We start from the raw sequence: 13726 nt of genomic DNA on the forward strand, positions 1-13726 counted from the left end.
TTTCTAATGTGATGTTTTTTTGATTAATTGATTACTAATGGCTTGACTGATAAATACCATAATTAAAATAATTAACGTGGCCATAAATGTCACATCGGTTTGAAACCGATTGTAGCCTCGAGTAATCGCTAAGTTGCCCAGACCACCGGCCCCAATCGCTCCTGCCATGGCTGTTAATCCAATTAAATTAATAATTGTCACTGCTGAAACACGAATAATACTTGGTAACCCTTCAATTAGATAAACCCGAAAAATAATCCCTAAGGGACTCGTCCCCATAGCTTCTGCCGCTTCGATAACGCCAGGATCCACTTCTAATAACGCATTTTCAATTTGGCGCGCGAAGAACGGGATTACGCCAATAACTAATGGGACTAACGCTGCGGTTGTACCAATTGTCGTTCCTGCCAAAATTCGTGTTAATGGTTGAATCAGTGCGAGCATAATGATGAAAGGAATAGAGCGGCAAACATTAATAATTTTTTCTAAGACACTATACAGGGGTGGATTTTTCAAAACACCACTGGGGCCAGTACTGACAAGCACGACACCCAATAAGACTCCTAACACGCCAGCAATCAAGGCTGTCCAAAAAACCATGTATACTGTTTCCCATGTACTTTGAAGAAATTCTTGTTTTAATTGGACAACATTCGGAAAATATTTCTCAAATAATTGATACATTCTCAGTTCACTCCTTTTTTAAATCACCTGTAAATTCTTCTTTTGCTTCGTTTGCTGATAGGTTTTCAAAACATTGGTTCGCACGCCTTGTTTCGCTAAATAAGTAAGGGCTTGTTGACGCTGGGCCTCATCACCAGAAAGCACCACAATTAAATGGCCAATAGGAACGTTTTGAACAATTTCGACATTGCCATAAAGGATATTCGTATACACCTGATATTGGCTATACAATTGTGCAATTAATGGCTCGTTCGTTTGATCTCCCACATAAGAAAACTCAATTAATTCTTGATTTTTATCTAAATCAGCTAATTTAGGATGTTCAAGAATCGTGGTTAATGCTTGATCAATATGAGTTGCTGTCCGAATAAAATCTTTGGTTAAAGGTTGTTGGGGTTGACTAAAAATCGAAACAATATCGTTTGATTCGACAACACAGCCATTTTCCATCACCGCGACTTTATTACAAATTTCTTTAACCACTTGCATTTCATGGGTGATTAAGACAATCGTCAAGTTCAGTTCTTGATTTAACTTTTTTAACAAAGCTAAAATCTGTCCTGTTGTTTTTGGATCTAACGCACTCGTCGCTTCATCACAAAGTAAAATTTCAGGATCATTTGCTAAAGCGCGGGCAATCGCAACCCGCTGTTTTTGCCCTCCTGATAGTTGACTGGGGTAAGCGTCCCGTTTTTCACTTAGTCCAACTAGCTCTAATAAATGGCTGATTTTTTGACGCCGCTCAGTTTTACTTAGCCCAGAATATTTTAATGAAAAATCGATATTACTAAATATGGTCCGCTCTTTCATCAAATTAAAATGTTGAAAAATCATTCCAATCTTTTTTCGTTGTTGTCGTAATTCCTTTTTAGAAAAAGTTAAAATATTTTCTTTGTTAATAATAACGGTGCCCGCTGTTGGTCGTTGCAATAAATTAATTACCCGTACTAACGTACTTTTTCCAGCACCGGAATACCCAACGATTCCGTAGATATCCCCTTTATCAATTGTCAAAGACACATCTTGGACAGCCTGAATTTCTTGTTTTTTTTGTTGAAATGTCACACTGATATTTTTTAGTTCAATCATTCTTTATCCCCCTTCATTCTTACCAACCTGCATTTTTTCACAAAAAAGAAAAAAGCATCCTCAACGACACAACTCAAGTTGTATCGTTGAGGACGCTTTTTTGCGTGTTACCACCTCATGTTCAGAATTTGCTCACACAAATTCCCTTTTCAAGTACGGAACAATATGTTCGATACCCTAGCTCGATAACGGGAGCCCCCGTCGCCGCCTTGTGTTTAACACTCGGAGCGCTTGCTCAATAGCCATTTTCCAAAACGTCTTTGTCACCTATTCTCAGCTACCTAGGCTCTCTGTTAAACAAATCAAGTCTTGTACTTACTATATCACTGCTTTTTTATTTTTATTCATTCTAAACTGATTTTCGTTTATTTTCAAAATCAAACAGACTAGAGTTCCTATCCCTTCAAGCATCGAGTAATCGCAGATAATAGCTGCTCTCTCTCTTTGCATCAGTCGTAGTGCTCAACAGGATTTAACTGTGACGAGAATCACAGCCTTGGCGAGAATCGTAGGAACACTTTCGTGCAAATGATACAACCTGCCCTTCGGTCATCTTGTACTGTTCATCATCTACTCTGTCGCTTCGCGCCAGTCGTAGTGATTCACAGCAAAAAGCCCTTCACTAGCGTTTTGCTAGTAAAGGGCGAATGATTCGCGGTACCACCTTTTTTCGAAATATAACTGATTCTTTATATCTCATCTCTTATCCAAGTCTTTATTAACTTGGTGCACATGGTAACGGGTGCTTAGCCGAAATTGCTTACTTATCAGCAATTTATTCTCAGAGGCCATCTTCAACTTTTCTGAACCTTGTCCCTTTTCACCAATCAGGACTCTCTTTTGAAGGTCATCAAAATTTACTCTTCTCTTCAACGAATGAATAGTTATCTGTGATGTTGATTTACACTTTACTAGAGAAAAAAGAGATTGTCAACAGTTTTTCTTAGAAAAAAAATCATTTTTCTTTTTTTACGAAAGAGCAATTGACAAACTTTCGTCTATACGTTATTCTATTTCTTGTGCACAAGATTTGTACGATTTTTCAAAAGGAACTTTGACGATTACTCGTCGCAGTGTAGCCTTTGAAAATGAACTCTATGGGTTTCACTTCGTTGCAATCCTCGAGTTAGTTTAGCCTTTGAAAGTGCCGCCTTAGCTCAGTTGGTAGAGCACCACCATGGTAAGGTGGGGGTCGCCGGTTCAAGCCCGGCAGGTGGCTTTTTGGTAAAATCCCAACTCTTTATTAAAGAGTTGGGATTTTTTTGTTTTGCCTATCCTTAGTGTTCTGTCAAGATGAGAAAATAACAAAAGCAATTTCTTCATTCCACTCGTTATGGTATATTTTAATTGTTAAATAATTATTGGAGTGGAGTACAATGATGAAACAATTACCTACAGAATCAAAAAAATTTGATTTAAAGAATTGGTGTATTGAAAATAAAGCCTATCTTCTATTGATCATTTTAATTTATCAAGTGGCAGTTTTATCCATCGGCATTATCAATTTCCCTTACTTAGATGATAATGCTCGCCAAGTCGCTGGAATGACAGATTTTGGTACGACTTACGCACGTTGGGGCAGTGAATTTCTCTCATGGTTTGTTCAAGGAAGTCGTCATTTGACAGATCTGGGCTTGACCACACCGATTCTAACAGGTCTTATCTTATCTCTCACAAGCATACTGGCAATTTATATCATCAATGACCAAAAAATTAGCTGGGGTTCCTCTTTAGTAGCTACTTTAATTGGCCTCAATCCTTGGTTCCTTCAATGTCTTAGTTTCAGGTTTGATAGTCCCTATATGGCATTGAGTATTTTTTGTTCGTTTCTTCCTTTTTATTGGTGGCAGCGTAATTCTTTTACGTTTTTCTTGGTTTCTGTCTTTTCACTGTTTGTTATGTTTAATACTTACCAAGCCTCGTCAGGAATTTATATAGTTATCGTCTTATTCCTTACTTTCAAGCAGTTACTTGCTGGAGAAAATTTCATTGCTCTTTGTAAAAAAGTCGCACTTGCTGCTATCGCTTATCTACTTTCTATAGTCAGCTACCTTATCGAGTTAAAATTTGTACCTTCTGCAACAAACAACATTGGGGGCAGTCAGGCCTTACCAAGTTTTCACGATATTCCCAGTGTGGCTTATCAAAATAGTTACCATTATTTTTCAGAGCTATTGAACCAGAGTAATCGTTTATGGCTTTTATTACTGCTCCTACTGCTTGTTTTATTTTTTATTAGTCATCTATCAAATAGCAAAATCAACTTAGGCTTAAGTTTCCTTTATTGTATCTTGTATTTAGGACTTGCTTCTCTCTTAAGTTTTGGTATTTTTATTGTCTATTCAAGAAATATCGCTGGTGATGCGCCTCGCTATATTTACGGATTTGCTGTTTTTGTTACAATCAGCATGTTAAGTTTATTTAACAATCGACAAGTGAAAGCAATTTATCTAACTTCGTTACTTGTGGCCAGCTTGTTATCTTATTATATTTTATCGTTTGTTTTGGTGTATTCTTCCACATTAAACTATCAAAAAGAAGCATTCAATCGCCAAGCAGCTGTTTTAACAGATGATTTAAAAAATGTTGTAACAAACGAACGAAAAAAAGTTTATTTAAATACGTTTTTCAAAAATTCAACTGTTTATGCTAATACAAGTCGAAACTACCCAATTCTTTCAAAAATTGTGCCACCAAATGACGGTCTATACTTCCCTAATTACGTTTGGTTCAATACTTCATCGAATTTAGGAGTAGAGATGGCACCACTGACCGATACGGATATGTCTAAAAATCAAAAAGTAGTAAGTAATCACTTTTATGACATTTATACAAACAACAAAGAAATATTTGTGTTTATGAAATAATTTGTTCCATCCAAAAACACTTCTTTTGCAATAAACGTGACTGTATGGTTTGATTAAGATGGATTAAGTATTCTTTTCGGGTACATTTATTACTTCCTGAAACTTGTTTATTTCCCATTTTTCTTATGAAGTAACAAAATTTTTGAGAAAAAACAGCTCGTTTTCTATGTTATGATAGAGAAGTGAAAATCACCAGAAAGGTTGTTGCGGACTATGAGAACTCGTCAGAAAAAATTATTTTTATTTTCAATGATTTTATGGTTAATTGAATTTTTAATTACACGGATTTCTGATTCTTTTCCAGGAGCAACGCCATTGTTCGTTGTGATTTGCTTGATTCAAGGAATCCTTTTTACTTATTTCTGTCTTGCTTTTTTCTATTATCCGCAATAATCAGTCAAGAAAAGCAATTAGAGCAGATTCAGCAAATTTCTGAAACCGAAAAAATGGCACGTCCTCGTTTTTAGGACGTGCCATTTTTTAAAGCATTATTTGTGTAAAAGCCGTTCGTATCGCCTGTTGAACTTTTTGAACAGCAGCGATTTGATGGCCTTTTGCTTCAGTCAATTCTTTTTCAATATATTCAGGATAGTAGGTTGCCAAATAACCCAAGACCCAGATAGTTGGATCTGAAATAACCGTCTCTGCTAATGGATACAAATAGGCAAGATGCAACCGAATTTCTTCTTCCAAATGCTGCAGCATAATTGGATCATCATTTTCTAAACGATTCCTAAGTTCAGTACAAATTTCGGAATAGATCGGCGTATTTAACGGTCCATTTTTTCCTTCTAGTAAGACTGTCTGAGGCTGATTGTCATACCAAAGAAAAGTCAGTGGTTCTGAAAATTGCAACAGTGCTAATTCTTCAATGAACCATTCCCGAGCAAAATAACTAAGTGCTTGGTTCATAACTAAATCTTTTGCGACTTCCACAAATACTGGTTTAGGCAAATATAAACTGGTTTTAATGTTCGCTAATTGTTGATAAACGGGCAATTGATCGCTTACTAACAAGTTCCTTTTAATTGCTTGAATTTGCTGCGTTTCTAATTGTTGATACGCCTCTTCCACTTGCATTAATTGCTGTTCTAACGTTTTTTGTTGTGCTAGCGTTATTTTTTTAGTTTGAAGTAATTGCTTCAATAAAATATACCCTTCAATAAAGCGACGACTTTGACTATAAATTTGCATATAAATTGCCGCTGTTTCAAGGTTCTCAAAATAAGACTCTTGGAACGCTTCTGCCAATGCTAGTGCTTCATCAGCTTCACCCATTTCCAACAATAATTGGACAATTTTTTGGTTTACTGGCGGCGTTTGTTGTAGCTGATAGGCTTGTTGAAAATTTTCTAAAGCGGCGATCTGATTATGTTCTACAAGTGCTTCTTCTCCTTGTGAAATAAAACGTTCATAGTTTTTTGGAAATTCATGAATGGTACTCATATCTAACCTCCTTTATTTCTTATTTAAAGCAGATGAGCCTGGGACAAAAATCACTTTGGATTTTTGCTCCAGGCTCAAAACCTGATAACCGGCGGGAACAGAACCAACACTACGCGTTGCTCGGAGCTAAACGGTTCTGTCCCGACCTCGATTTTAACTATTCAAACGGACTTTTTTAGTAAAGATTACGAATAATAATTGCCGTTTCTAGGTCGCCCTCAGCGTTCATCTTCTCCGCCTTTTCTTCTAAACTATACCCAGCAAAACTTTCGTTTGTTAAAACATCTGCTACTGTAAATTTAGCAACTTTTTCAATACTGACTGCATCTGGTGCTACTTCTTGCACGCTATCCCAGCCTGTATCAATAAAGACTTTTGTATCTTCTGTAATCGCTTCGTTTGCTTCTAACGCCTGCATAATTTCTTTTAACTGTGCATACGTCATAACCTCAACTTGATTTTCCATTTAAACGCCTCACTTTGCCATTCCTTTTTAAGGATTAGGTTTTAATTTTAGACTTTTTCTTTAATTGTTTTTAATGCGTGATATAAGGCATATTTCATTGGTTTGGCTTTCCATTGGAAATTGCCCATTAATTCTTCGACATGACCGCCAAAGGATTGTTTGAATTTAAGAACCCCATCACTTCCATCAAAGACACCGTCAACGCCATAAAAATTATATTTGGGAATGTTATTTTCTACTGTGTAAGTTAACATTTTATGTTGAATTAAATACGGTGCATAGTATTGTTTATATTTTTCATACGTACCACTAAACAAGTAAACCACTTCTTGTGGATGAACAATGAATAAGGCGCCTGCTAAAATTTCAGGTTCATCTGATGTTTTCATTTCTTTAGCCTCGTCAATCCGTTTGCGCACGGTACGAACTTCATCTTCAAATTCACGTTTCTGGTTATTTTTTTTACGGCTTTTAGGATTGGCAATTAACGCTTCATTGACTTCGTTGAGCGTCTCTTGTAATTTGCGTAATTTCTCATGAAGATTTTCTAAATAAGTAGCAAAGTTTAGTTCCGCCACCATAAATTTCGCTCGTTCACCAAACTCTTCATAAACAGCTTGGTAATAAGCTAAATCCTTATCTTCAAAATTACGTCGTGCACTTGTTTCTTCCGTTAATTTCTTAAAGAGAGGTAACTCTTCGTAACGAAGTTCTCGGGTTGTCACTCCATATTCCCATGTTTTCTTGATGTCATATTTAGCATCTTTTCCATAAGATTTCCAAAGCTCTTCTTCTGTTAATCCAGCCATATCTTTGACAAACAGCCAACGTGGCGCGCCATCAAAATTGTGCACATCAAACCCTTGGTGTTCAAAACCAATTGATGTGAAATAGTCAAATGTTTCTTGATTGACCTTTTCAACTTCACCGCCATTAAAATCACGTAAACAAATTTGTTTATTTGGAGTAAAGGTTAAATAAAGGCCATCATTTTTTTTCACATATTTTTTTAAGCCTGTGAAAAAGGCTTCTACACATTTTTTATCTGTATAATCCATCAAAATCCCGCCGTCAATGTCGAAAGCATAACCAATTTTGACTTTTTTCTTGCTTAGGATACACGCAGCAATTAGTTGGCCTTCTCGTTTGACGCCAACGTATTCACAATGCCAGCCACGTCGTTCCAATAAATGTTTCATTTCGGGTGTTTCTAAAAAGTTACCTGCAGGATGTGTCATTGCAAAGGTAGTAAATTCTTGTTCAGTTAATGTACTAAACTGATCCATATCAAACAACTCACAATCTTTTTTTGTTAAATAAATTAGCACTTTTCAGCTTAACCTACTTTTTGCTTTCTTTCAAACAAAGTTACCTCACTGGCTAATTCTTATTTTTCGGTTCTTATTAATTATATCTAATTTTGCTAAAATGCAAACAGTTTTCAACGGAAAAAAAAGAATTTCTTTGGAATCTTTCATTTTTGACTGAATATCTTTCTTTTATAAAAAATATCTGAGCGTGGGACAAAAATCACTTTGGATTTTTGCTCCACGCTCAAAAACTTATAAACGGCGGGAACAGAAGCAACACTACGCGTTTCTCGGAGTTAAACGCTTCTGTCCCGACCTCAGATATTAAAACTCATGAAAACCCGTTGAACATCTTTCTCTCAGGTTCTTGATTTACTCAACAGTTACACTTTTGGCTAAGTTCCTTGGTTTATCAACATCGTAGCCTCTTTGTAAGGTTGCATAGTACGCTAATAATTGGCCTGGAACAATGCTAACTAAGGCAGAAAGTAACGGATGAACATCTGGAATAATCAGTTGGTCCTGTGGTTTTGCCAAGGATTCCAAAGCAATCACAATATTTCTTGCTCCACGACTTTCGACTTCCTTTAAATTGCCTCTTGTATGGGCTGCGACTTTGGCATCTGTCACAATCCCAATCACAGGTGTTCCTTCTTCAATTAAGGCAATCGTTCCATGCTTCAATTCACCTGCCGCAAAGCCTTCTGCTTGAATGTAGGAAATTTCTTTCAACTTCAAGGCCGCTTCCATCGACACATAATAGTCGACTCCTCGCCCGATATAGAAGGCATTTCGAGTATACGTCAGATAATCTTCCACCAAGGCTTTCATTTGTTGTTTTTCATCAATCAAGGTTTCCATGACAGCTGCTACCACGCTCAATTCGTGAGCCACATCAAATGAGACGGCTGCTAATGTTTGGCGTTCTTCGCCAATTGCTTTTGCTAAAATAGCTAAGACAGCGATTTGAGCAGTATAAGCTTTGGTGGAAGCGACAGCAATTTCTGGTCCAGCGTGTAATAACAAGGTATCGTCCGCTTCACGTGATAATGTTGAGCCAGCAACATTTGTTAATGTAAGTGATGGATGCCCTAATTCATTAACCTGTACCAGTACTTGACGACTATCCGCCGTTTCACCACTTTGACTTAAGAAAATGAAGAACGGTTTTTCAGATAAAATAGGCATGTTGTAGCCAAATTCGCTTGATAAATGAACTTCCACAGGAATACTGGCAATCGTTTCAATTAAAGATTTTCCGACCCAACCTGCATTATAACTTGTTCCACAAGCAATAATGTAAATTCGGTCACATTGATTAATTTTTTCAAGTAACGCCTCATCTAAAGTCACTTTTTCACCTTGAGTATACGCTTGAACAATTTTGCGCATCACTGCAGGTTGTTCATCAATTTCTTTGAGCATATAAAACGGATATGTTCCTTTTTCAATGTCATTTAAATCTAATTGCGCTTCAAAAGGTTCTCGGTTGATTACTTGTCCTTCTGGCGTTTCGATTACTACTTTGTCCGCTGTAACAGTTACAATTTCACCATCAACAATCTCAACAAATTGATTGGTTTCTTTAATCATCGCCATCGCATCACTACAAATAACATTAAAGCCTTCGCCTAGACCGATAAGTAACGGGCTTTTATTTTTCGCTACATAGATAGTATTGGGGTCCATTTTATCCATTAATGCAAAAGCGTATGAACCTTTAATTTCGGCTAAAGCCGCTTTAAAAGCATCTTTTGTTGAAAAACCATTTTCAGCAAAATGAGCAATTAATTGAACGACGATTTCAGTATCTGTATCACCAATTAAGTGAGCACCACTTAAAAATTGTTCTTTTAATTCTTCAAAGTTTTCAATGACACCATTATGCACTAATGCAAAGCGTTGATCGCTTGAAACATGGGGATGTGCATTGGCGACAGTTGGTTCGCCATGAGTGGCCCAACGAGTATGACCAATACCAACTGTTCCATCGATTTCTGGCGTTAATTTTGCTGCTAAATCGGCAATGCCCCCAACTGCCTTAACTACATGGGGCTGTTGGCTTTGATCATTCACACAAATCCCAGCAGAATCATAACCTCTATATTCCAATTTTGTTAATCCTTGAATCAAACTTTCCGTGACATTTTCTTTTCCAATCATTCCGACAATTCCACACATAATGCTAATTCCTACTTTCCAATTGAAATTCTGTATTTACTAGGTCCTGTTTAACTAGCAAATCCCATTATATGTTTCTACCTGCGTGATAACCGCTTTGTTCTAACTTCACAATTAGTTTTTCTTTGTTATCTGTAGAGTGCAGTCCCTAGAGCCACCCGCCGAATCTTCGATAAGCTCTCTCCTCGTCACCTGAACGTTCAGGTCTGGCGCTATCCGATATTGGTCTATATACCTCCTTTGTGAATATATTCCGTAGAAACATAAACAATCATACAATTAAAAGTAGGTGCTTGTCAACAAAAATCTAAAAACCGAAAATTGGTCTAGTTCTTTAAAGTTGTAAAAAAAGAATCTAGTACACTCATAGTAAGCGAAAGTACTAGATTCTTAATAATAAAAAAATATCCGTTCTATTTATAGAACCTTATCAATTTGTTATTTATTGGAATGGATTATAAAACCGGCCACCATTCACATGGAACAACCAGAAACTGATTCCTAATAAGCATAAGGCAAGTAACATTACCGAAAAATCACGCAGATGAAAAGGTTGTTGCGCATACCACGTTCGATTTTTCTTTTGACCAAAACGCCTTAATTCCATAGCGGTACTCACAGTTTCAATTCGATCTAAACTAGATAGGATTAAGGGTAAAACGATTTGTGCTACGCCTTTGATTCGTTGGCCTAACCGTCCCTTTTTAGACATCTCATAACCTCGCGCTTGTTGTGCTAAAGAAATATTAAAAAAATCTTCTTGGATATCGGGAATATAACGAATAGCCAGCGCTACTGCATAACTAATCCGATAACTCACACCAATTCGATTCAGGCTGGAGGCAAATTCACTAGGATTTGTTGTTAATAAAAAGATTAATGCCAACGGAATCGTACAGAAATATTTTAAAACTAAATTAAATTCATAAAATAATTCTTCTTGTGTCAAAGTAAACCGTCCGATTCCTTCCCAAATCACGGTACGTGATTGATATAAATCAACCCCATATTCAGGCGCAAAAAGGTAAACCGTTAAGATATTTAACAAAGAAAAAATAGCAATAAATTTAATAACAAAAGATATTTGATGCCATTTAATATTTGATAATTTTAACAAAACAAGCGAAACCACAGACATTCCTAACAGATAACGAGTATCATACGTGGTCATACAAGCCACAGAGACAACGATTAAAAAGACTAATTTGCTTGTGCCATTTAAGCGATGAATCCAGGTTGAATCAGGATGATAGCCTAACATTTGTCGTTCACTCATCCAAAACGCACCTCACGATCGTAAGCAACAAATTTTTCCGTAAATAGCAAGGGATTTTCCAAGCCTAACGCTTTAGCAAAGGTAAACAAGCTCGTTTCTTTTAAAGAAGCTGCTTGAATTAATTTTTCATCTGTTAAAACAGCAACTGGAGTCGCATCTGCTAGTAAACGTCCCTCACAAACTACTAACGCACGTGTTGTATATTCCAACATTAAGTGCATATCGTGAGTGATCATTAAAATAGTCACACCTAAGCGGTTCAATTCTTCTAAAAATGTCATCATTTCTGTATAATGTTTAAAATCTTGCCCAGCTGTTGGTTCATCTAAAATTAATAATTCAGGTTCTAAAACTAAGATTGATGCAATAGTTACCCGTTTTTTCTGCCCAAAACTCAATGCAGAAATCGGCCAGTTCCGGAAGGGATACAGCCCACAAATATGTAAAATATTCGTCACACGTTCCTCAATTTCTGCTTGTGGCACATCTCGTAAAACTAATCCTAAAGCTACTTCTTCAAAAATCATTTTTTTAGAAATCATTTGATTGGGATTTTGCATCACATAACCAATTTTATCTGCACGTTCTTTGATTGAATAATTGGAAAAATCCTGTCCTTCCCATAAAATCTTGCCCGATTGAGGCGTGATGAACCCGCAAATTATTTTAGAAAGTGTAGACTTCCCGGCACCATTTTTTCCTACAATGCTGATCATTTCTCCATGATGAACAGTTACTGAGAAGTCATCTAACACTTTTTCACCATGACGATCATATTGATAGGACACTTGTTCCAAACGTAATAGTTCAGCTCCTTTGACTGCACTAACTGAACTAGGTTGGACAGACCACTGTGTCATTTTAGGCAAAACCGTTTCGCCTGATACTTCGGCTAATTTGTCTAAATGACTAACTTGTGTTAAATCAATCCCAGCATATTTCATGGCTGTAACGTACAAAGGTTCACGAATCCCTTGCTGGGTCAACGTATCTTGACGTAACAATTCATCTGGCGTTGTATCAGAAATAATTGCGCCCTCATTCATGACAATAATTCGATCAACTGATTCGCAAAGAACGTCCTCTAAGCGATGTTCTATTATTAAAACGGTCGCTTTTGTTTCTTGTTGAATGGTGTCAATCAAAGTCATTGTTTCTTGTCCCGCTCGTGGGTCAAGATTAGCCAAAGGTTCATCAAAAAGTAAAATTTTTGATTGGTTAATTAGAACGCCCGCCATAGATACACGTTGTTTTTGACCACCTGACAAATCTTGTGGACGGTGTTGCAATAACTGATTCAGCTCAACAATCTCGGACCATTTGTGGACCGCTTTTTTCATTTCTGCTTGTTCAACTGCATCGTTTTCTAAAGCAAAAGCAATATCCTCAGCAACCGTTAAGCCGATAAACTGCCCATCGGTATCTTGCAAAACAGTTCCTACATCAAAAGACAAATCAAATAGACTTGTTTCTTGGATATTTTTACCAGCAACCGTAGCTGTTCCTTGAATCTCACCTTCATAAATATTGGGAATTAACCCATTGATACATTGCGCCAATGTTGATTTGCCACTACCACTAGGCCCAACGATTAAAACCTTTTCTCCTTCATAGATGGTTAATTGAATCCCCTTTAATGTTGGTTCAGATTGGCTATGATATTGAAAGGAAAAATTATTAAAAGTAATGATTGGTTTTTTCATTCGGCCTCACCTCAGTTTCTCCATAAAAGAAAGGGTCTGAGCATTAGCAAAGTAATTACTAGGGCAGACCCTTAACCATTTAAATTATTTCGACAGTTTCTTAATCTTTCGATAAACTGCCTTTCTTTGTTCTTGTTGATGCATAAGCTTTCATCAACAATGTTCCAATAATCCCCACAGCGACAATATTTGAAACAGTCGCGAATACGCCTTGTGTAAATACTTTACTTGCGGGTTCACTATAAATCAAAATATCCAAACTAGGCGCGATTAAGCCCCAAACGACGATATTGCCAAAGGCTTGGAAAATATTGAAACGCACCATGTCATTTGTTGTAAATTCACCATGTTGAAGATCCATTTTACGACCAGCGAAGCCAAAAATAATACCAATAATTCCTGAACAAATAATCCAGCTCCACCAAGCGCTACCATACGTGGTAAAATCTTTTAATGTGTGACCGATCAAACCAATTAGCCCTCCAGCTACTGGTCCAAAAACAACTGACATTAAAGCAAGAAATGGATACGACGTTTCTAAGTTCGTATTAGGAATCCCAGTTGGAATCACAACGAATCGACCTAAAATAACAAAAACTGCAGAGCCAATTCCAATTGCTACAATTGTCTTGACGGACATTTTTTCTTTCATTTCGCTCCTCCATTCTATAACTCCATTGATTTACAGCCGCCCCCTTCTTGAT

General features: G+C 36.9%; 11 protein-coding genes, 1 tRNA gene and 2 other annotated features. Of the genes, 3 read left to right on the forward strand and 9 right to left on the reverse strand.

Features of this window, described 5'->3' with window-relative positions; all coding sequences use genetic code 11:
* Positions 1 to 3: 3 nt before the first annotated feature.
* Positions 4 to 684, reverse strand: coding sequence for a methionine ABC transporter permease (locus IGJ90_RS09095; protein ID WP_002366918.1), 681 nt, complete (start codon positions 682 to 684; stop codon positions 4 to 6).
* An 18-nt stretch (positions 685 to 702) separates the two neighbouring features.
* A complete protein-coding gene (locus IGJ90_RS09100) occupies positions 703 to 1773 on the reverse strand; it encodes a methionine ABC transporter ATP-binding protein (RefSeq protein ID WP_002366919.1) in 1071 nt (356 codons plus the stop codon).
* 85 nt (positions 1774 to 1858) lie between these two features.
* Positions 1859 to 2109, reverse strand: a binding site (T-box leader).
* A gap of 300 nt (positions 2110 to 2409) precedes the next feature.
* Positions 2410 to 2655, reverse strand: a binding site (T-box leader).
* A 264-nt stretch (positions 2656 to 2919) separates the two neighbouring features.
* Here IGJ90_RS09100 and IGJ90_RS09105 point away from each other — a divergent pair.
* From IGJ90_RS09105 to IGJ90_RS09115, 3 genes are all read left to right on the forward strand, one after another.
* Positions 2920 to 2992: transfer RNA gene (locus IGJ90_RS09105), tRNA-Thr, on the forward strand.
* A 157-nt stretch (positions 2993 to 3149) separates the two neighbouring features.
* Complete coding sequence (locus IGJ90_RS09110; protein WP_002398603.1) at positions 3150 to 4640, forward strand: glucosyltransferase domain-containing protein; 1491 nt, start codon at positions 3150 to 3152, stop codon at positions 4638 to 4640.
* 213 nt (positions 4641 to 4853) lie between these two features.
* Positions 4854 to 5033, forward strand: a complete 180-nt coding sequence (locus IGJ90_RS09115) for a hypothetical protein (RefSeq protein WP_016630994.1) — start codon at positions 4854 to 4856, stop codon at positions 5031 to 5033.
* 87 nt (positions 5034 to 5120) lie between these two features.
* Here IGJ90_RS09115 and IGJ90_RS09120 read toward each other — a convergent pair whose 3' ends face one another.
* From IGJ90_RS09120 to IGJ90_RS09150, 7 genes are all read right to left on the reverse strand, one after another.
* On the reverse strand, positions 5121 to 6086 hold the full coding sequence (locus IGJ90_RS09120) for a hypothetical protein (protein ID WP_438768013.1): 966 nt from the start codon (positions 6084 to 6086) through the stop codon (positions 5121 to 5123).
* A gap of 175 nt (positions 6087 to 6261) precedes the next feature.
* A complete protein-coding gene (locus IGJ90_RS09125) occupies positions 6262 to 6552 on the reverse strand; it encodes a hypothetical protein (protein ID WP_002359936.1) in 291 nt (96 codons plus the stop codon).
* A 47-nt stretch (positions 6553 to 6599) separates the two neighbouring features.
* A complete protein-coding gene (locus IGJ90_RS09130) occupies positions 6600 to 7880 on the reverse strand; it encodes an aminoacyltransferase (protein WP_002384322.1) in 1281 nt (426 codons plus the stop codon).
* A gap of 354 nt (positions 7881 to 8234) precedes the next feature.
* The gene (gene glmS / locus IGJ90_RS09135; RefSeq protein WP_002356940.1) at positions 8235 to 10043 is read right to left on the reverse strand and encodes a glutamine--fructose-6-phosphate transaminase (isomerizing); all 1809 of its coding nucleotides are present in this window, start codon (positions 10041 to 10043) and stop codon (positions 8235 to 8237) included.
* 442 nt (positions 10044 to 10485) lie between these two features.
* Entirely contained in the window at positions 10486 to 11319 is an 834-nt protein-coding gene (locus IGJ90_RS09140) for an energy-coupling factor transporter transmembrane component T family protein (RefSeq protein ID WP_002359933.1), read from the reverse strand.
* On the reverse strand, positions 11316 to 13022 hold the full coding sequence (locus tag IGJ90_RS09145) for an ABC transporter ATP-binding protein (RefSeq protein WP_002366925.1): 1707 nt from the start codon (positions 13020 to 13022) through the stop codon (positions 11316 to 11318). The genes IGJ90_RS09140 and IGJ90_RS09145 overlap by 4 nt, the downstream gene beginning before the upstream one ends.
* Positions 13023 to 13122: 100 nt before the next feature.
* Positions 13123 to 13674, reverse strand: coding sequence for an ECF-type riboflavin transporter substrate-binding protein (locus IGJ90_RS09150; protein ID WP_002356937.1), 552 nt, complete (start codon positions 13672 to 13674; stop codon positions 13123 to 13125).
* Between the last annotated feature and the right edge of the window lie 52 nt (positions 13675 to 13726).

The organism is Enterococcus sp. AZ129, from assembly GCF_051714505.1.
Classification (GTDB): Bacteria; Bacillota; Bacilli; order Lactobacillales; family Enterococcaceae; genus Enterococcus; species Enterococcus faecalis.